Source organism: Nostoc sp. (assembly GCF_036917755.1).
GTDB lineage: Bacteria > Cyanobacteriota > Cyanobacteriia > Cyanobacteriales > Nostocaceae > Nostoc.
The window spans coordinates 37,616-58,221 of sequence record NZ_JBALFC010000142.1 but is presented as its reverse complement, the minus strand read 5'-3'; the positions used below and the strand labels follow the sequence as shown (position 1 = coordinate 58,221).

The 20,606-nt window shown below is 41.6% G+C and carries 17 protein-coding genes; 7 read left to right on the top strand and 10 right to left on the bottom strand.

Annotated features, from left to right (window positions below; genetic code table 11):
- Window positions 1–241: 241 nt before the first annotated feature.
- From V7L05_RS30010 to V7L05_RS30000, 3 genes are all read right to left on the bottom strand, one after another.
- Window positions 242–2,167, bottom strand: coding sequence for an ABC-F family ATP-binding cassette domain-containing protein (locus tag V7L05_RS30010; protein WP_335169658.1), 1,926 nt, complete (start codon window positions 2,165–2,167; stop codon window positions 242–244).
- 72 nt (window positions 2,168–2,239) lie between these two features.
- Window positions 2,240–2,656 carry a DUF1824 family protein gene (locus V7L05_RS30005; protein WP_335169656.1) on the bottom strand — a complete coding sequence of 139 codons (417 nt, stop codon included), beginning with the start codon at window positions 2,654–2,656 and terminating at the stop codon, window positions 2,240–2,242.
- Between the two features lie 209 nt (window positions 2,657–2,865).
- Window positions 2,866–3,714 (bottom strand): prohibitin family protein, encoded by an 849-nt coding sequence (locus tag V7L05_RS30000; protein ID WP_292760917.1) that lies wholly within the window; start codon window positions 3,712–3,714, stop codon window positions 2,866–2,868.
- A gap of 382 nt (window positions 3,715–4,096) precedes the next feature.
- On the opposite strand from V7L05_RS30000, the gene V7L05_RS29995 reads away from it, so the two are divergent.
- The gene (locus V7L05_RS29995; protein ID WP_335169655.1) at window positions 4,097–5,638 is read left to right on the top strand and encodes a phytoene desaturase family protein; all 1,542 of its coding nucleotides are present in this window, start codon (window positions 4,097–4,099) and stop codon (window positions 5,636–5,638) included.
- Here V7L05_RS29995 and V7L05_RS29990 read toward each other — a convergent pair.
- From V7L05_RS29990 to V7L05_RS29970, 5 genes are all read right to left on the bottom strand, one after another.
- Window positions 5,625–6,299 (bottom strand): hypothetical protein, encoded by a 675-nt coding sequence (locus tag V7L05_RS29990; RefSeq protein ID WP_335169653.1) that lies wholly within the window; start codon window positions 6,297–6,299, stop codon window positions 5,625–5,627. The genes V7L05_RS29995 and V7L05_RS29990 overlap by 14 nt on opposite strands.
- Before the next feature lie 544 nt (window positions 6,300–6,843).
- Complete coding sequence (locus V7L05_RS29985; RefSeq protein WP_335169652.1) at window positions 6,844–6,993, bottom strand: hypothetical protein; 150 nt, start codon at window positions 6,991–6,993, stop codon at window positions 6,844–6,846.
- A 116-nt stretch (window positions 6,994–7,109) separates the two neighbouring features.
- Window positions 7,110–7,571: a hypothetical protein gene (locus V7L05_RS29980; protein WP_335169651.1), complete on the bottom strand. Its 462-nt coding sequence runs from the start codon at window positions 7,569–7,571 to the stop codon at window positions 7,110–7,112.
- Between the two features lie 27 nt (window positions 7,572–7,598).
- Window positions 7,599–9,437 (bottom strand): bifunctional serine/threonine-protein kinase/formylglycine-generating enzyme family protein, encoded by a 1,839-nt coding sequence (locus tag V7L05_RS29975; RefSeq protein ID WP_335169649.1) that lies wholly within the window; start codon window positions 9,435–9,437, stop codon window positions 7,599–7,601.
- Window positions 9,438–9,794: 357 nt separating this feature from the next.
- Window positions 9,795–10,529 (bottom strand): ABC transporter permease, encoded by a 735-nt coding sequence (locus tag V7L05_RS29970; protein ID WP_335169648.1) that lies wholly within the window; start codon window positions 10,527–10,529, stop codon window positions 9,795–9,797.
- Between the two features lie 876 nt (window positions 10,530–11,405).
- Here V7L05_RS29970 and V7L05_RS29965 point away from each other — a divergent pair.
- Window positions 11,406–12,491, top strand: a complete 1,086-nt coding sequence (locus tag V7L05_RS29965; protein WP_335169647.1) for a glycosyltransferase family 4 protein — start codon at window positions 11,406–11,408, stop codon at window positions 12,489–12,491.
- Window positions 12,492–12,776: 285 nt separating this feature from the next.
- Here V7L05_RS29965 and V7L05_RS29960 read toward each other — a convergent pair whose 3' ends face one another.
- Window positions 12,777–14,408 carry a DUF655 domain-containing protein gene (locus V7L05_RS29960; RefSeq protein ID WP_335169645.1) on the bottom strand — a complete coding sequence of 544 codons (1,632 nt, stop codon included), beginning with the start codon at window positions 14,406–14,408 and terminating at the stop codon, window positions 12,777–12,779.
- Between the two features lie 371 nt (window positions 14,409–14,779).
- On the opposite strand from V7L05_RS29960, the gene V7L05_RS29955 reads away from it, so the two are divergent.
- From V7L05_RS29955 to V7L05_RS29945, 3 genes are all read left to right on the top strand, one after another.
- A complete protein-coding gene (locus tag V7L05_RS29955; RefSeq protein ID WP_335169688.1) occupies window positions 14,780–15,967 on the top strand; it encodes a cysteine desulfurase family protein in 1,188 nt (395 codons plus the stop codon).
- A 4-nt stretch (window positions 15,968–15,971) separates the two neighbouring features.
- Complete coding sequence (locus V7L05_RS29950; protein WP_335169643.1) at window positions 15,972–17,060, top strand: DNA-methyltransferase; 1,089 nt, start codon at window positions 15,972–15,974, stop codon at window positions 17,058–17,060.
- A 236-nt stretch (window positions 17,061–17,296) separates the two neighbouring features.
- Window positions 17,297–17,944: a hypothetical protein gene (locus tag V7L05_RS29945; protein ID WP_335169641.1), complete on the top strand. Its 648-nt coding sequence runs from the start codon at window positions 17,297–17,299 to the stop codon at window positions 17,942–17,944.
- Window positions 17,945–18,161: 217 nt separating this feature from the next.
- On the opposite strand, the gene V7L05_RS29940 is transcribed toward V7L05_RS29945, so the two are convergent.
- Window positions 18,162–18,818 (bottom strand): class I SAM-dependent methyltransferase family protein, encoded by a 657-nt coding sequence (locus tag V7L05_RS29940; RefSeq protein WP_335169639.1) that lies wholly within the window; start codon window positions 18,816–18,818, stop codon window positions 18,162–18,164.
- 586 nt (window positions 18,819–19,404) lie between these two features.
- On the opposite strand from V7L05_RS29940, the gene V7L05_RS29935 reads away from it, so the two are divergent.
- Window positions 19,405–19,926, top strand: coding sequence for a phycocyanin subunit beta (locus V7L05_RS29935; protein WP_265273265.1), 522 nt, complete (start codon window positions 19,405–19,407; stop codon window positions 19,924–19,926).
- Between the two features lie 86 nt (window positions 19,927–20,012).
- The gene (cpcA, locus tag V7L05_RS29930) at window positions 20,013–20,504 is read left to right on the top strand and encodes a phycocyanin subunit alpha (protein WP_334947110.1); all 492 of its coding nucleotides are present in this window, start codon (window positions 20,013–20,015) and stop codon (window positions 20,502–20,504) included.
- The last annotated feature ends 102 nt before the right edge of the window (window positions 20,505–20,606 follow it).

Here is a 20,606-nt window from a genome sequence, read left to right as displayed (position 1 = left end):
AGGCGATACCTTCGTAGTGCATCCACTAGGTGTCGCTTGGCTTTTGAGAAGCACCAGGCGACTAGAAGTCGCGGCTACACAAACAAAGTCCGCCTACGCGGACTAATAAAAAATCAAGGTTTTTGAACCCACGGAGGTGGGTTTTGTCTGTGTAGCCGCGTAAAGCCTTCGGCATAGCTTCGCTTAGCGCGTCAGCGTGCCGGAGGCTCTATTCCATTCACCAAGGCTTTTCAAACATTCCCTAAGACTCCATCTCTGCCAATTCTAACCAGCGTTCAGTCGCCACATCGATCGCTTGCTTGAGCTTTTCCACATGATTATAGAGTTTTTGCACTTGGCTATAATTCCCCGGTGAAACATTCGCTAGTGTTTTCTCGGTTTCTGCTTTCTCAGCCTCTAACTGGGCAATTTTACCTTCCAACTGCTCAAATTCTTTTTTTTCCCAATTAGATAATCTACGCCGCTTTTGATTTTCTACATCCTTGGGTGAAGCCGCAACATTTTGGGCTTCGACTTTGGGCTTCTCCTTAGTATTAGCAGCTTGTTGCTGTGCTTCTTCAGCCTTCTTAAAGTCCAGATAAACTGAGTAATTCCCTGGATATAGCCGGAGATTACCGCCTTCTTCAAAGGAAAATACTGTGTCGATGGTGCGATCGAGAAAGTAGCGATCGTGAGAAACTACAATTACACACCCGGCAAAATCCTCTAAATAATCCTCTAATACTGCCAATGTCTGCACATCTAAATCATTTGTCGGTTCATCTAAAATCAACACATTGGGCGCACCCATCAAAACTCGCAACAGAAATAAACGTCTTTTTTCCCCACCTGAAAGTTTATGAATTGGGGCATACTGCTGATTACCAGGAAACAGAAACCGCTCCAACATTTGGGAAGCAGTAATCTGAGTACCATCGGTAATTTTGACAAATTCTCCTTCCTCTTTGATGTAGTCAATCACGCGCTGATTTTCATTCATTTTTGTGAGCAATTCTTCAGAATGCTGGTCAAAATAACCGATATGAATTGTAGTACCAATTTCTGCAATGCCAGAATCTGGCTTAACCCGCCCAGTAATCATATCCATTAAAGTGGATTTACCAGCACCATTAGCGCCGATGATGCCGATGCGGTCTTCTCGGCTAAATTCGTAGCTAAAATTATTAATCAGGGTACGTCCATCATAGGCTTTAGAAATTTGATTTAATTCAATAACTTTTTTGCCAATGCGACGACCAACTGTAGAAATATCAACTTTACCCTGAACTTGTTTAAACTCAGTATCGCGCAGAGCATGAGCGCGGTCAATTCTAGCTTTTTGCTTAGTACTTCTGGCTTTCGGCCCTTTTTTGAGCCATTCTAACTCGCGCCGCAACAAGCCTTGATGTTTACGTTGACTACTTACGGCAGATTCTTCAGCTAAAGCTTTCTTTTCCAGGTAATATGAATAGTTACCTGTATAAGTGTAAATGTCGCCTCGGTCAATTTCAATGATCCGATTGGTAACGCGATCTAGAAAGTAGCGATCGTGAGTTATTAAAAAAAGTGCGCCGCGATAGCGATTTAAATAACTTTGTAACCATTCTACAGAAAGAGCGTCAAGATGGTTTGTTGGCTCATCCATGAGCAAAACATCGGGTTCTGATAGCAACGCTGATGCTAAAGCAATCCGCTTGCGATAGCCTCCAGATAAAGTGCTTATTTTGGCATCAAAATCAGAAATTCCTAATTTTGTCAGGATGATTTTGGCATTAGTTTCTAGTTCCCAAGCACCACTTGTATCCATGCGTTGCATCACCACAGAAAGGCGAGACATCAGTTGGCTATCATCTGGATAGTGAACTAATTTATCGGAAAGTTCCTCATACTCACGCACCAAAGCCATGTGTTCGCCACTGTCGGCAAAAACTTGCTCTAAAACTGTGTGATTTTCATCTAAATCTGGCTGCTGTGGTAAGTAGATAATTTTAGAGCCAGAGTTGATTAAAATTTGACCGCTATCAATCGATTCTAGACCAGCAATCATTTTTAATATGGTTGATTTCCCAGAACCATTAGTACCAATTAAACCAACTTTATCGGTAGCATCGAGGCTAAAACTAGCATCTTTTAAAATTTCCTTGATGCCAAAGTCTTTTTTTACTGATTGTAGTGTAATAATACTCATAAGGTTTCAGTCATTAATTGTTTTTCATTAGTGAGTAGGCAAGGCAGATACCCTACCTACATTCGCCGAATTTTATACAAATAAATCCAAGGGTAAATGTCCATACATCTCGTTGATTCCCTCTTCGTCGTCAGACTGACAAGATACTAATACACCACGATGATGTCCAGCATAGGAATCGAGATAACACAAGCCATTTTTACCATTTAATTTGATATAAACTGGTCCTTCAGGTGTAAGTAAATTGTTTGGTGGTTCATAACCCAAAGCCAGAGAATAAGTTTTCATCGCCAATATTCCTTCTTCTGCCGTATCAGCACAAATCCCTAAAATTTGATAATCAGCAAGTTTGGTGAGCAAAATTAAAGCACTACGAATTACTGCTTTTTCTGATGGCTTGAGGATAGGGGCGATGTCTAGGCAGTTGAATTTATTCAGTAATTTTTTCGCTTCTTCGGCGGTGAGATTTTGATGATTGGGGGTTGACATAAACTCCAATTATTACTTGTTAGTTTTGCTGTTATGCTTGAGTTAGGACTAGGTAAACTTACTAAGGAATAAGAATTAAATAACATACAATTTATGCCCTGGCTTACCTCACCCTCAATCCCTCTCCGATATATTGGAGAGGGAGGCTAGAGACAAGATGAAGTTTTGCATTTTATTTAATCCACATTCCTAAGTATAATTTACTCGAATTACGGTTGATTTTGTACATTCCCAAGGTTGAATATGAAGGGAACACCGCTTTTTGAGTCACCACCCATAACGAGGACTTTTGGCATCTGAGCGCCGCCACTCTTCCAAGCTTCAATTGCTTCTTTTTGTAGAACCAACTGTCCTCCTTGGGCTTTGAGTGTCTCTGCTAAGAGTCTTTGAGATTCTGCCTTACCTTTGGCGCGATTCACATCTGCTTGTGCTTCTTGTTCAGCTTCCCGTGCTACATAAACGGCTCTTTGCGCCCGTTGTTCAGCAATTTGTTTTTCTTCCACTGCTTTGGCAAATTCTGGTGAGAACGCTAAGTCAACTACGCTAGTATCTAACACAATTATCCCATATTTGTCTAAGCGATCGCCTAACGCATTATCAAAGTCTTCTTTCAATTCACTTCTTTTGGTAATTGCTTCTTCTACTGTTCTTCTAGCGGCTGCAATTTTAAATGCTTCTTGTGTCTGCGGGGCGATGATTTTCGAGACAATATTTTCTAAGGTTCCTTGTTTCCTTCTAACTTCAACTACCTTTATGGGGTCGAGGCGAAAATTAATCGCAAATCTCGCAGATAAATTTTGCAAATCCTTAGTAGAACTCTCTGCTGGCACTTCAAACTTTTGCACTGTCAAATCATACACATCTATCACGGTGATAAAAGGCGGTTTTACGTGAATCCCTTCCAATAAAGCGCCATCTCTGGCTTTACCTAAGATGCTGATCACTCCTGCTTGTCCAGGGGTGATAATGATAAAGGAATTTAGTCCGATAATCACTAGTATTGCTAACACAATTCCGAAAACTGTGGTTTGCCAATTTCCCAATTGCTGATTTTTCAAATTCCTCTCTCCATGTGAGTTAGTCATTGGTCATTGGTCATTGGTCATTGGTCATTAGTCATTAGTCATTGGTCATTGGTCATTGGTCATTGGTCATTAAGAGTTATTATTTTTCTCCTTGTCTTCCTTTCTACTCCCCAGTCCCTAGTCCCTAGTCTCCAGTGCTGAGTAAGAAGTTTTGCTTTGACTTGAGTAAACTCAGTTACTAGTTTAAGTTTCTCATCAGTTTGTCTAAATCAAGTCTTTAATCTTCAGACTCAGGACTTTGTTCCGTGGTAATATCAGTTGCACAAAACTAGAATCCCCCTGTCAATAGGTTTTGAGACGTGCTAACCCTAGAGTTAGCAAACCTTAAGAAACCATCGTTGCAAACATAAGGGATATGCAAATTACAGATGTAGTTGTGATTGGTAGCGGTATTGGCGGTTTGAGTTGTGCTGCTGTTTTAGCACGATATGGCTTTGATGTCATAGTCTGCGAAAGTCACTCCATTGCTGGTGGTGCCGCCCATGCTTTTGAGCGCAATGGTTTCAAATTTGACTCTGGCCCGTCCCTCTACTCTGGACTGTCTTACAGCCCCTCTGCCAATCCCCTGCGACAAGTGCTAGATGCAATTGGCTCGGAATTACCATGTGTAACCTACGATACTTGGGGTTGTTGTCTGCCAGAAGGTGATTTTGACACGTCGGTTGGTGCCGAGCAATTTTGTGAAGTGTTGATGAAATTCCGTGGTCATGATGCTGTAGCCGAATGGCAGGAACTCCAGCGCGTTATGCAACCGTTCGCTAGTGCAGCAACTTCCATACCACCAGCCGCATTACGCTTTGATCTTGGTGCAGTTAGAACTGTGGGTCCCTTTGTGCCATCTCTGACAAAACATCTGGCAGATATCATCAAGCTGACAGGCCCCTTCAGCCGGATTATGGATGGCGTTGTCAAAGATCAGTTTACCCGAAACTGGCTGAATTTGCTGTGTTTTCTGCTTTCTGGGCTACCAGCAGATGGCACTAGCGCCGCAGAGGTAGCATTTATGTTTGCGGATTGGTATCGACCAGATGCAGTACTTGAATATCCGATTGGTGGTAGTGGTGCTTTAGTTGACACCCTTGTACAAGGACTGGAACGACATGGTGGGAAGCTGATATTAGGCGCTCATGTGGAGCAAGTGCTTGTAGAAGGTAATCGCGCTGTGGGTGTGCGTCTGCGCGATCGCCAAGAAATTCGAGCGCGGCGGGCAGTGATTTCTAATGCCTCGGTTTGGGACACACTGAAGTTACTACCAGAAAAGGCAGTACCTAAACAGTACCGTACCAAACGACAGGCAACACCTGAGTGTGATAGCTTCATGCATCTACATCTAGGCATAGATGCTCAAGGATTAGAGTCAAATTTGCGTTGTCATTACATCGTGGTCAATAACTGGGAATTGGGCATCACAGCACCTCAGAATGTTGTAGTGATATCAATCCCTTCAATTCTCGACCCATCCCTAGCACCACCAGGTAAGCATGTGATTCATGTGTATACTCCAGGTAATGAGCCGTATGCTTTATGGCAGGGAATGGATCGAAGAAACCAAGAATATACTGAACAAAAGCGATCGCGTGCAGAAGTAATGTGGCAAGCGCTACAGCGGATTATTCCAGATATTCGCTCTCGTTGCGAAGTCACACTTGTTGGTACACCTCTAACCCACGAGCGTTTTCTGGGCCGTCACCAAGGTTCTTACGGCCCAGCAATTGCGGCTGGTTCTAGTATGTTTCCTGGCCCTGGCACACCTCTACCAGGATTGATGTGCTGTGGAGACTCGACATTTCCCGGCATTGGTTTACCAGCAGTCGCCGCCAGTGGGATGATTGCCGCGAATACACTTGCACCTATTAATAAGCATTTAGCTATGCTTCAGGATATCAGCTGCATTTAATTTTTTGCGTATAAAATCTAGTTGCCAAGAGAGCCGCACCTGCTACCAAAATTGCTAGTACACTGTCAGGTTCAGGTACGGCAGCAACTTGAGCATCAATTCGCGCAGTTCCAGCAAACAAACCAGTCAAATTAGCCTCGCCTACTATACTAGCAAACTCTGGAGAAATCAACAATTTAACATCAGGGATGGTTAAAGTTTGGCCATCAAATGTCACAAGTCCCGGAGTGCTTAAATCAAACAAAATTGTATTTAAAGAAAATGTGTCTTTTAAAACAAGTCCGCTAGCATCTTTGGCAGTACGTCCCGGAGCAAAACCAATTGAAAAGTCACCAACAGTAATTTGATCGTTGAAGGTAACAGTACCAGTATGCTCAATTGTACCTGCGATCGGAGTAAAACCGCCTTCGTCACTGAACGTAAAGTTGGTGGCTGAGTCGATGTTGAAGCCAACCAAATAATTGCTGGGAATTGGTGCGACTGTATCATTACTGCCTGTCAAGGTTAGCCCGATATTTCTAAGAATATCCTCGTGGTCATGATCAATGCTGGTCACTCCAGATATCACTTTAAAAGTTGCAGCTTCTACCTGTATGGGTGCAATTGATATAAAAGCTGCTGTCGTACAACCAAGAATCCCTACAAACTGAGAAAAACGCATAGATCCCCCTTATCTTTGTAGTTTATTTTATCTAAAAAAGTGAAAATTATTAATCTAAAAACTTAGATATTACCGCTAATAAACTAGCTTCAAAAGATTAAAAATACTTTTTTCAAGTTTATAGAAAGCAAGTATCAAGTTAATATTAAACTTTAAGGTATATAGCTACAAATACAAAGTTAATGAGGTGGGTAAAAATAAACATTACTACTCAGGATAGAGCGTAGGGTCTGAGAAATAAGGTATTAGGGATAAAAGATGACAAAAATATAGTTACGTTTAATTATGTCCAATACCAATTATTTAGCCTTCAACCTAACAATTATGATCTGGTCAAATAAAACATAAGTTTTACCTCTAATTTTTGATAAGTTTAAGTTAAGAGGTGAAGCACTGTTTTAGAGGTTGTTTGAAAAGTCGCAAAATATACTATAAACCCAGCTTCCATTCCTCTCTCCGTTGGCGATACAAATAGGTTTGTAGGGGCACAGCAATGCTTATGCGTGTCAACTTATAGCGGTTCCCACTCAGATGCGGTACAAGATTATATTGCGAGGTGTAGGGGCACGGCACTGCCCATTGGTGTCAACTTAAGCCAAAACCCTTTTAAAACCTCGTTTCCAGCCAGAGGCTGGAAATGCTGCTCAAAAGCGGCTCTGCCGCTAGTCTTGAGGCGGAGCCTCCCATTAGGCATTCCCAGTCTCTGACTGGGAACGAGATAATCTCTAAATGCTAGTTCTAGGCTGGCTTTCACGTTAAGTTGACACGCATGGCCAGAGTCTGGGAACGAGAGAAAGCTGATTTCTTGGTTTACAAACTTGTTCTAATCCACCAGCTTATTTTTTCCAAATTAGGAACTATTTCCTGCCAAAAGCTTGCTGATGAATCTGCTTCTCTTGTGGCTACGAGTATTTTCTCTATACTGTCAAAGTTTTTTTGAATCAACTGCTTATCTAGTTTAGGAATATCTAATTTAAGATATTTCAGACGGTTAGGTAACTCTACTTTCTCTGTTGTCGGCAAGTGGTGAATCTGCTTAATTTGTTCTATAATTTCGTCTATTGATGCAATGACTTCTTGCAGATTCGGCTTTTTAGTTTGTAATTGTAAATCTTTTACTTCAAAGTTTGCTTCTTGATTACCTAACTTTACTATCACTATTTTGACGAAGAAAATATTGTAATCAATGTCACTTACTTCACCAATTTGCTTGTGGTATATTCCACTTTTATTTATAAGTACTATGTCACCTTTCTCAATTCTGTCGCTCATAATTTATACAGCTCTTGAATTAAATTACTAAATAATCTCCTCTACGGAAAATACTACTCTAAAACCACAAATCCTCAGTCCACCGTCTGACTCATTCCAGCTACGACTCGCGCTGCGACAAAGTTCTGCACTGAAACTCCAAGAACCACCGCGCAGCACCCGGCGATGAATATCACCGCCAACTTCCCAAGCTGTTCCATCTAAGGGTGCATAATTGTAATTGTTGTGCCACGAATCAGCGCACCATTCCCAAACTAGCCCGTGCATATCGTACAATCCAAAGGCGTTGGCGACTTCAAAACTACCGACGTTTGTTGTTTCTTTACGGAATTTGCTTTTTGGTTCGATAGTGCAACTGACTAACTCAGAGGTAATTGTTTCGCCAAAGTGGAAGGAGGTTGTAGTTCCAGCACGACAAGCATATTCCCATTCAGCTTCACTCGGTAAACGATAGTCGCGTCCAGTTTTTTGTGATAGCCTGAGACAGAATTCTACAGCCTCATACCAAGATACATTTTCCACTGGTCTATCTAGACCTTTGAATTTCGACGGATTAGGATTTAAAGCTTGTTTGACTTTGGGTAAAGCTGCTACTACTTTCCACTGTGCTTGAGTTACGGGAAATTTCCCCATAAAGAATGGTTCAATGCTAACTTTATGTCGAGGACGTTCGTCAGCATCCCCTTCAAACTCTGGTGAACCCATCATGTAAGTACCACCAGGAATCGATACCATTTCTAATGTGACAGACTTACCCAATTCTTCAGCAAAGAAGTTGGCATTGCAGCTGATGCGGTTTACTTCTCTACCACCTGTGTCTACTGTCACTACGTCAAATTCAAAGGTTTCTAAGGGAGGTAATGGTACTATTACTTTTTGTGGTAGCGGCGGTAATCTAGGTTGAGACATCGAAACAAGTTTTAGGGCAACAGGTTCAATGTTCGATTTTGTAAACTTCAAATCGTTGATAACTTCTACTGCTGTTTGATACCTTTCACTCGGTAGATGTTTGAGTAATTTATCTAAAATTCTCCCTAAGTCGTCGCTGATGCTAATACCTTTTTTCAGTAACCGTTCGCGCCACAACCACTTAGCATTCATGGCATCATAAATAGGGTCATTAATTTGTCCAGAAGCATCTTGGAAAGGCAAACATTGAGTTAAAAGACGCACACAAGTTACACCCAAAGCATACAAATCACTGCCGTGACAAGCAAATCCAGCCATTTGTTCAGTTGGGGCATAACCAAGGGTATAAATTACTGTAGCTTGTCTTCCTAAACTGGTTTGTGTTACCTGTTTAGCACCGCCAAAGTCAATTAATACGGGTTTTTCATCACTTGCACGGCGGATAATATTTTCTGGTTTGATATCCCGATGAATGACGTTATGAGTATGAATGAATTCCAGAACTGGTAATAAATCGGCTAAAAGTTCCCAGATTTGTTTTTCACCATAGATTTGTTGCTGAACTTCTTGTAAGAGAGTTTTTCCTTGAATAAATTCTTGCACAAGATACAAGCTAGAACCTTGTTCAAAATAAGCTAGTAATCTGGGAATTTGGGTATGATTTTCTCCCAGTTCATACAACCGAAAAGCCTCTTCTTTGAAAAATTCTGCTGCTTTAGTGCGTTGTCCTGTTCCCTGAAATTGTGGGAAAAATTGCTTGATGACGCAAGGCGCATTTAGTCTGTCTACATCTTCTGTTGCATAGGTTCTACTAAACCCACCTTCACCTAAGAGTCTTAATACGCGGTAACGGTTTCTGAGAAATTTGCCAAAGTTGCTTTGTCCGCAACTCACGCAAAATCTATTGCTATCAGAGTTGAATGGATTTGAGCAATTGGGATTTTGGCAGATTTGCATAATGAGGGGGAAATAGCATCTTCTCCAAAGTTAGCCCCAATATTATCTATTTGAAAACAGTCATGTAGAGAAGCGAACACGGAATTTTTTATATGTGCTTAAAAATTATAAAAATATGTTATGAGACGCGATTAATCGCGTCTGTACAGGAGTTTGGAGCGATTAATCGCGTCTGTACAGGAGTTTGGAGTTTGGAGCAACAATTTGGCTGGGTAACATGGTACGTTAGGATAACGGCATAACGCACCCTACTTGTGAATTATGAATTATGGCTTCTTCAAGATAGCTGTTGTTACTCACCTAAAAAAGTTCACGAAGAACCAAATCACCCATAATTTTTATTGACAATAGCGACTCTTATTTAAAAGTTTTATTCTCTCCAGAAGCGCGTATTAATTCAGCTACAAGAGCAACGATCGCAGATACTGAAATTAGCATCACACTGAGAGCATTAATATCAGGTTTAACTCCTGTTCTAATGCGGCTAAAAATTTCCATTGGCAGGGTGTTAGAACCGCTACCAGCAGTAAAACTGGCAATGAGAAAGTCATCTAAGCTGAGAACAAAAGCCAAGAGACAACCAGCGACAATCCCAGGCATTAATTGAGGTAACAATACTTTGATAAAAGCTTGCGTTGGTGTAGCGCCTAAATCTAGTGCTGCTTCTTCTAAGTGAGGATCTAAATTAGTTAGTCGTGAAGCAACTACAAGTCCGACGTAGGCCAGACAAAACACCACATGGGCTGCAACTATCGTCCACAAACTCAAAGGTATTGCAAATGCCGCTAGACATACTAGGGTAGCTACTGCGATCGCAATATCGGGAATAATTAACGGTAGGTAAGCAACACCACGATACAATTTCTTACCAGGAAATTCGTAACGCGCCAACCCAACCGCCATCAAGGTTCCCAGCACTGCTGAAATTGCCACTGCAAAACCAGCAACGATCATACTGTTTTGGAAAGCTGATAAGATGCGATCGTCACTGAACAACTTGCCATACCAATCGAGAGTGAATCCTTGCCAAGTTGCACTGTAGGGCGACTGATTGAAGCTATAAAAGCCAAGTACTAGTATGGGCAGGTACATGAACACAAATATCAGCAGTGAGAAAACCGCCTGCCATGAGACACGCGGTTTTTTGAGAGATGAAGAGATATTCACGTTTATATGCGATTTTTGTTGATAGCAATATAAAATATCATATTTAATGTAATAAGTCAATGATTTAATTCATGCATTTGTCATTGCGAGGAACGTTCGCGGTAAGTAATCGGATAAAATTAATTTACTGAAAGACGAGAGAAGTTCATAGAAACTCCTAATTCTGATTACTTAAAAACTAAAAACAATCAAGACCAAGACAGTACAAAAAAGAACAGTAGCAGGAAGCCTAATTTGTTTTTAAAACAAATGTTTTTAGCTTTTGAAGCACCTGAGTCTTTGGAGATCCCCCCAACCTCCCTTAAAAAGGGGGGCTTTTAGAGTTTCTTTTCCCCCTTTTTTAAGGGGGGGGATCTTCGAGTTTGAAAACAGTCCCTAGCGCCCTTCCCGACACTCTAAGGGGGAAAATTCAAAGTCTCTGACGCCACATGCAACAAGAGTGGCTCGCCGCCCAACGCAGTGGCTCTTGTACCAAATCATACAAAAATTAATAAATTAGAATGTATTTACCTCTTTAGAAGTGGGTAATTTCCGTACTAGGATAGACGAAAAATATAGAAGTAACAGCATAAGATTTGAAGGAAATTGTTAATAAGTTTAGTATCTGAAGTTACTTTCTAATGCAGAGTGAATCAATTAGGACTTACGCAAAAACCCTCTCAAACTCTCATTCCTCCGTGACCTCTGCGTCCTCTGTGGTTCGTTTTCCGTTCCCTTTGCGTAAGTCCTATCAATTACAAGCACTACAACAACAGAAAGAAAAAACTTCTAATTCAAGTTTTATTTTTTAGGAGGTTTGTGATGAAAATTGCTCAATTAGCTCCATTGTGGGAGAGAGTTCCACCTCCAGCTTATGGTGGTATAGAGTTAGTAGTAGGGTTACTGACCGATGAATTAGTCCGACGCGGACACGAAGTAACTTTATTTGCATCTGGAGATTCTATTAGTCTGGCAAAACTAACGTCAGTTCATCCCCGTGCCCTCAGACTCGATCCGACTATCAAAGATTTCAGCATTTATGAGATGCTGAATCTAGCTTCGGTGTATGAACGTGCAGAAGAGTTTGATATTATTCACTCCCATATCGGGCATGGGGCACTAGCTTACGCGAATCTCGTCACAACCCCTACGGTTCACACGTTGCACGGTATTTTTACCCCTGACAACGAAAAGATGTTTAGTTTTGGTAAAAAACAACCCTACGTTAATATTTCCAATTCACAACGAGAACCAAGGTTAGGGTTGAACTGTATAGCAACGGTCTACAACGGGATTGATGTTAGCAGTTATAATTTTCACTCCCAACCAGAAGATCCGCCCTACCTGGCGTTTTTAGGTCGGATGTCTCCAGAGAAGGGAGCGCACTTAGCCATAGAAATTGCAAAAGAAGCTGGTTGGCATTTGAAAATGGCAGGTAAGATAGATGCCGTTGATGTGGAATACTTTGAGAAGGAAATTAAACCGCACATTGATGGGAAGCAAATTGAGTATTTGGGTGAAGCTAACCATGCTCAAAAAAATACTCTGATGGGAGATGCAGTCGCAACTCTGTTCCCGATAACTTGGCGAGAACCCTTTGGATTGGTGATGATTGAGTCAATGGCTTCGGGTACGCCAGTGATTGCGATGAAATTGGGGTCTACTGAAGAGGTAATTTCCCACGGCGAGACGGGTTTCCTCTGCAATGATATTCAAGAGTGCATCAGTGCGATCGATCGCGTAATAGAGTTAGACCGCTATGCCTGTCGCCAGTATGTCGAAAACCTTTTCAGCGTTGAACACATGACTGATGGCTATGAGGCGGTTTATCAACAAATAATAACAGAACGATTTTCTCAGAATGGGCATTTCCGCAGTTTGGTTGATTTAGCTAGCGATCGCATTTAAATTAGGACTTACGCAAAATATCTCTCAAACTCTGATTTCTCCGTGCCGCGCCAGTTGCTACAAGTCGGGGAACCCGCCCAACGCACTGCCTTCTCTGTGCCTCTGCGGTTCGTTATTCGGTAACTTGTGCGATCGCATTTAAATATCGCATTACATATAATATTGTAGCCCTGGGGAATAGAATAGAGCCTCCGGCATGCTGACGCGTAGCTTGCTTCTCCGTAGGAGTACGCGGCTACACAAACAAAGCCCATGTAGGTGGGCTAATAAAGAATGCTGTGCGCCTTACCAAGTTACGCCTACGCTCCATTTTTCTAATGTTTTAGCACTAACTCCTGAAACTCGTTCTAAGTCTTGTAAAGATGTAAACTTTTGCTGTTGACGGCTAATAATTATCCTCTGTGCAAACTTCTTACCCACACCAGGAAGAGTTGCTAATTCTTCTAGACTTGCGGTGTTGATATTTACTTTTTTAATTGCTTGTAGCTCAGTTGATGAAGAAGTTTTTATCTGGGGACATCGTGTTTGTTCTAATTTAATTTTTTCTTGAATTCCTGGTGGTAAGCCCGGTTTAATTTTGGTATAAAGACGAGCAAATTCTCGCAGATAATGGGCAGCTACTATGGGACTTTCAATTACTACAAGTGTCTCATCGTTACCACTATTGGCAGCATCTGACCAATTATGAGAACCTGTAATTACTGTTTGACTATCAATAACACCAAATTTGTGATGCAATAAATCGCCTTTGGGTAACACAGGTACACCTACAGTAGTAATTGGATTTGACCAAGGATGGTTATCAACTTCATATTTACATTTGTTACTGAGAGCAACTCCCATCATATCTAATGCTTCGCTATAGGGACGATAGGCAAATTGTGGTTCAATTAAAGCGCGAATTTCCACACTTTGTTGATGGCGTTTTTCTAAAATATTGGCAAGACGCTGTTCGGAAAAAACAAATAACGCCATATCAATAGATTTGGTTGCTGAATCTAAAGTTTTACCAATTAAACCATTACTACTGTTACTCCAAGGTTGAGTTGGAGAAGTAGGCGAAAATTGCACAGTAATTTGGGTGTTACCTAAAGTTATTTGTTTAGGCGATCGCATCGGCTTTTTTAAACCAAATTGACTATCTGGCTTACCTCCTGGGCCATCTCCCCACATAACGTTAAACTCTTCTGTAAATAAAGATGCTAATTCCGGGCTGTCAATCTGCAATAAATTATTGGCATTACCTAAACTGCTGGAATTTGTAAAATCACCAGAAGTATCACTTAAAGTAAAATTGGCCGAAGTGATAATTACAGTGCGATCGTCCACAATCACAAATTTGTGATGCATCAAACTGCTACCGGCTGAACCATCAGCTTGATCATCTATCCAGGGAATTTTGGCATTTTGCAAAATTATCAAAGCATCTCTTTGATTGATTTCTGCTGAACTAAGTTGATTATCTTGGTTAATATCGATAAATTGGCGAAATTCTTGATAGCGTTCCTGTTCTCTTTTATCTAACTTACTGACTTCAGTAGATGTTAAACTACTCCAAGGTCGGCTATAGATATTTTCTAAAATGATCCTGACTTTTACCCCAGCTTTTTGTCTATCAACCAATGCTTGGGCAACTTTGGGTAAACGTAATTCTTGCACTGCCACATCTACTGTAGATTTAGCGTGCGAAATAGCATCGACAATCTGTTTTTCTAAATCATCCCCCAGGCGAGTTTGCTGACGGTAAGCTTCTTTGTATTCTGAAGACTCAGAATGGTTAAAGTAAACTTGAACTAACGGATCTTGTGGTAATGGTGCTGGACGCTGATTGTAGGACTGCACTCGTTGACAACCAGCGAGGGGAAAGATCAGTAAAAAGATATATAAAAAATATCTTTGTCTAGAGATAAATTGCACTGTAATCTGTTAAAAGTGGATTGGGAGTGGATATAAGGCGGTTTTCAATTAAGTTAAATACAAAACCTAACTCCCAACCCTTTCCCTTGTAGGGAAGGGGAGTAAAACTCAAAGCCTCTACCCTTGTAGGTAAGAGGAATGAAAGTGAGGTTAAAACTCTACTGCACCCAATTGAGAACCGCTATATTTATCATTCCCAAAATTTTGTGTTTTGAATTAAGTAGAGAAATAGCTTTCTTTATGCAAGGGAAAAATCCACTGCTAGAGGCAGAATTACAGAGATTTTTTTCAGGATTTGTCCACTCAAACTGTATATGCTGACAAAATCAGCAGTCTATTACCAGCGTGTGTTCTCACCATTATTCAGTTGTATGCAAATTTATCTAGATTACAGTGCCACTACTCCCACTCGAAAAGAAGCGATCGCAGTTATGCAAACAGTCCTCACCGAACAGTGGGGCAATCCTTCCAGCTTACATGAGTGGGGACAACGCGCTGCAACGGTTGTGGAACAAGCCAGAGTCCAAGTTGCTGGTTTAATTAACGCCGCCAGCCCTGAATCGATCATCTTTACCTCTGGTGGCACTGAGGCAGATAATTTGGCAATTATGGGTGTGGCTCGGTTGTATGCTGTTCCTCAACATGTAATTATCTCCAGCGTTGAGCATTCCGCAATTTCTGAGACAGTGCGATCGCTAGAAATGTGGGGTTGGGAAGTTACGCGCTTGTGTGTAGATGTGAAAGGCAGAGTTAACCCCCTAGATTTAAAAGCCGCATTGCGACATAACACAGCCTTAGTTTCTGTAATTTACGGTCAAAGTGAAGTTGGGACAGTGCAACCGATCGCAGAACTGGGTAAAATTGTGCGATCGCATGGTGCTTTGTTCCATACAGATGCGGTACAAGTTGCCGGACGCTTACCTATAGATGTACAAGAACTATCAGTAGACTTACTTAGCCTTTCCAGTCATAAAATATATGGGCCTCAAGGTGCAGGGGCGTTGTATGTACATCCTGGTGTGGATTTGATGCCCTTGCTGGGTGGTGGTGGACAAGAAATGGGACTGCGTTCTGGTACGCAAGCAGTACCGATAATTGCGGGATTTGGTGTAGCAGCAGAATTAGCAGCGCAAGAATTGGCTACAGAAACACCACGATTAATTGAGTTACGCGATCGCGCCTTTGCCCAACTAGCTGAGATTCCTGATTTAATTCCTACAGGGGATGGCTGCGATCGTTTACCTCACCATGTAAGTATGTGCCTAAAAAACGCTGATGGCAAAAAACTTAGTGGTAAAACATTGGTACGACAGCTAAACCTTGCTGGCATCGGCATCAGTGCTGGTGCTGCCTGCCACAGTGGTAAACTTAGCCCTAGTCCGATATTGTTAGCGATGGGTTATTCCGAAAAAGCTGCTTTGGGTGGAATTCGCATCACATTGGGGCGTGATACGACTGAAGCTGATATAGATTGGACGGTGATGGTGTTGAAGCAAGTTTTGCAAAGGCTGACAAGTGAATCATTAAAGCAACAACTCCTTCAAATTCCAGTAAAGTAATAGGATGAATTCGCTAGGTGTTCCGATGATTGAGGAGAACGAGCTTCTGAAGAATATAGGTTCTGTTAAGGATTACCTCACTTCATCAAACAGCACACCACTGTTCTTACAGGCTGACAGTTATGCCCTACTAAAGTTATTTCCTGGTGATTGTATCGATTGTGTAATCACATCTCCCCCCTATTGGGGACAAAGAGCTTACATTAATGGAGGAATTGGTCTTGAAGACAAGTGGGAAGATTATATCAATAACTTGCTTGGAATCTTCTGTGAAGTAAAGCGAATTCTTAAACCCAGTGGCTCTTTTTGGCTCAATCTCGGAGATACATATCACCGTAAATCTCTGATTGGTATACCCTGGCGAGTTGCACTAGCAATGAGCGATAAACAAGGTTGGATTCTTCGCAATAGCGTCATTTGGAATAAAGTAAAAGGCGCACCTGATAATGCAAAAGACAAACTCCGAAATGTGTATGAACCTGTTTTCCATTTTGTAAAGACAGACCGCTATTTTTACGATGTTGATGCAATTCGCTCGAAGCCAAGACAAGCCAAGGTTGTCAATGGTTCTGTAGTTTCTGCAACAGGCGTTTCTGGTGTACGCTATCGTCGACAAATTGAATTATCTACAGCACTTAGTGATTTGGAACGTACAAATGCTCTGAAGGCTCTTGGTGAAATATTACAGGAAGTGCGACTAGGTAAATTATCTGACTTTCGTATGATTATTCGTGGTCAGCAACGAACTACGCACTCCGATTCAGCAAAGGTTTCTGGACGAGCGCGTGAACTTACTGAACGCGGCTTCTATTTTCTTAAATATCACCCAAATGGTAGTAAACCTAGCGATGTCTGGGATATTTTGCCAGAAGATACTCAAAAACGGAAACTTCATTTTGCACCTTATCCTGAAGATATCTGTAAACTTCCGATTCTGGCTACCTGTCCACAATCCGGTGTTGTACTAGATCCATTTACAGGAACAGGCACAACGAATTTGGTTGCATTTCAACTGGGACGAAGCTCGATTGGAATTGATATTTCAGGCGAATACATTACTGCTGCTCATGAAAGGTGTGGACTACTGTCATGACTAAAGTTGTCGAATTGTACGGGAATCCTACAAACCAATCACTTATTTGGAGTGATATTGCCTCTAGTCAAAACTGTCCTTTCCTATCTCGCAAATGTCTCAAGAATAGAAAAAGTGAGCCTGATCTTACTATCGGCTCATGCACAGTTTCTTACGGTAGAGAAGCCCGGAATATTATTATTTGTCCGTTTCGACTTCTTGAGCGTAGTCAAATCTTTACAGATTGTATTCATTTATTGACACTTCATGAGCCTGGTAACGAACTTCGGATTGTTCCTGAAATTGCAGTACCAGGAGGCAGCATAGATTACTGTCTTGCTTCTGTACGTTCAGGAAAAGTCATCGATTTTATTGGCATTGAACTGCAAACTCTTGATACTACTGGAACAGTCTGGCCAGAACGACAACGTTTTCTCCAGCGTCATGGTGTTTCAGTGAGAGATGTGGATGTCGCATCGGGGAAAGGTTTTGGTATGAACTGGAAAATGACTGCAAAGACAATCTTGATGCAACTCCATCACAAAATTCACACGTTTGAACATCTCAGCAAACATCTTGTTTTGGTAGTTCAAGATTGCCTTATTGATTACATGCAACGAGAATTTTCCTTTGAACATATTCAAGATGCTCGTCTTGGAAATCCTATGCATTTTCACTCCTACGAGTTGCTTGCTGAAGCTTCAGGTTATCGTATTCAACTTACAAAGCGTTGGAGTACAGATGCGAATGGAATTGCACAGTGTCTTGGTCTACAAACCAGCCCAAGAGTGGAACTAGAAGTAATGTTAAGGCAAATTGAGGAGAAGTTACAACAAAGCAGCTTATTGTTTGTTGGACAGCCATTACCCGTTTCCACACATGATGATGTTACTGATGACAGCTAACCCAGAACCGAGTTCACCCAAGACTTTAAAACGCAAACCTACCAGCACAGTTGGTCGTGGAAAAGTAGTCAACCTCAACACCAACTTAAAACAATTCGCAATTCGCAATTCGCAATTCGCAATTACGTTTTGTGACGGGGATTTAAACCCCGACACAAAACACGCTGCTTGTAGAAGCAGGGGACTTAAACCCCCAAAGTTGGTTAAGAGGCATTATTTACCTGGCTTTACTTGGAACACCAATAAACGCGAACAACTGTTGCTCTTTGGGTGCAGCCAAACTTTCACCCAGGTAACGATGAATACCTACCCCCATGTCTCCTGTTGCAGTGAGTTTGAAGTTCACTTCTTCAAATCCATTTTCACGTAGTAATTTACGAACAGTCTCAGAGTGGAGAATACGCTGAGAGTGTCCACGAGTCCAAATTACAAAAGCACCTTGTTTGCTCAGAAAACTCAGGTTTGCCAGTAAGCGATTGAGTTCAGTTTCGTCTGCGAGATTGCCGAATACACCACATACAATTACAATGTCTGCTGGTACTGCTCCTACATAGTTAGAGGAAATAGTTGCATCACCATTAATAAACTCAATTTGTTTTGTCAAACCCAACGATTCTATTGTTTCTTGTCCACGTTCAACTAGTTGTGGATTTAGCTCTATGAGTCGGGCATAAACATCTTTAGCCCGTGGGTGATTTGATAGCGTTCCTAGCAAATCTCGTCCATCGCCCGCGCAAACACTAACTATACGGATTAACCCTGGTTGGGACAAATTCAAGCTATAGGAAATGTATTCCTGCACAATTTGCAGGCGTTGTTGCAATTTTGGTTCGTTCTTGTAGAGGTCGTGCCATTCAAACCAGTCTTTTACCATAATGAGGTGATTTCCCTTTCCATTAACTATGAGTTTGTGACAAACACACTGGGCAATTTTAAAATACTATAACCATATCAAGAAACCGTATTTTGTGGTTTAGCGCAGACTATCATGAAAATTCCTCCAAAATCAAGTCTTTTTTGTTTTGGTTTGTGAATCTGGCAATTTCACATAAGAAGTAGCTAATGCTACACAAATTCCCTGCGCCGCAGCTACGCCCGCCGCAGGCATCGCATTCATTCTTTAAGGCAGCTTTTTAGCCTTTTGCAAAATGTAAAGTTATGTAAAGGAAATTAACAAACATAACAATAATTTGTAATAAATTATGACGCGGCAGCATTGTATAAAGAGAACTTAGAGGGAAAAAACAACATCTTAATCAGGTTTTCCAGTCGTTCGTAGAAGTTTTAAGTTTTCTAACAAAAGTTTTAATCTGAAAGCCTGGAGATCGTAAACTTATTTCTTGGATGTCTGTTTTAAACCTTTCGGAATTCGTCAGGCAGTGCTGACATCAAAAAGAAACTGAACTATTCAGTTTTGAGTCCAATTATTCTTAACCAAGCAAATTTGGAGATTTAAGGCAATGGTTTTAGATGCATTTGCAAAAGTAGTTTCCCAAGCTGATACACGTGGGGAATATCTCTCCGATGCACAATTGGATGCATTGAGCGAACTAGTCAAAGATGGTAACAAGCGTGCAGATGCTGTTAACCGGATTACCAGCAATGCCTCAGCTCTTGTTGCTGCTGCGGCTCGTGATTTGTGGGCAGAACAACCCCAATTGATCACTCCCGGTGGTAATGCTTACACTAGCCGTCGCGCAGCTGCTTGCATCAGAGACTTGGACATCATCCTTCGCTATATCACCTATGCAATCTTTGCTGGCGATTCCAGCGTGCTAGATGACCGTGCCCTCAATGGTTTGCGGGAAACCTATTTAGCATTGGGAACTCCAGGAGCGTCAGTTGCTGTTGGTATTCAGAAGCTGAAACAAGCTTCTCTGGCTATTGTTAACGATACAAACAACATCACCAGAGGCGATTGCAGCGCTCTAGTTGCTGAAATAGCTAGCTATTTTGATCGTGCTGCTTCAGCAGTAGCTTAAGGCAGAAATTTCTGCGATTGACTGAGATATTGTCCATAGGACAAAACAAAATTTCAACCAAAAGTTTGTAAAAGGGAAATACCAAAATGACAAAAACACCTCTAACTGAAGCAATTTCATCGGCTGATTCTCAAGGGCGCTACCTCAGCAGCACCGAGATTCAAGTTGCTTTTGGTCGCTTCCGCCAAGCGCCAGCTAGCTTACAAGCAGCAAAAGCCTTGAGCGCCAATGCTCAACGGTTGACCGAAGGTGCAGCTCAAGCTGTGTATAACAAGTTCCCTTACACCACTCAACAACAAGGCCCCAACTTCGCGTCTGATGCACGCGGCAAAGGCAAGTGTGTACGTGATGTCGGCTACTACTTGCGGATTATCACATACGCTTTAGTTGTCGGTGGCACAGGTCCATTGGATGATTTCTTGATTTCTGGCTTGGCTGAAATCAACCGGACTTTTGATCTGTCTCCTAGCTGGTACATTGAAGCTCTCAAGTACATCAAAGCTAACCACGGTCTAAGTGGCGATCCAGCTGTTGAAGCCAATTCTTACATCGACTATGTAATCAATACTCTAAGCTAGAGTGTTTCTTTAGCCCGGAGAGGAAATCAGCTCTTATGACTGACAAGTAAGTTCTATGAGTTGTTTACCTCTCCGGGCAGTTTTATTTTCAAAAAACTGTTA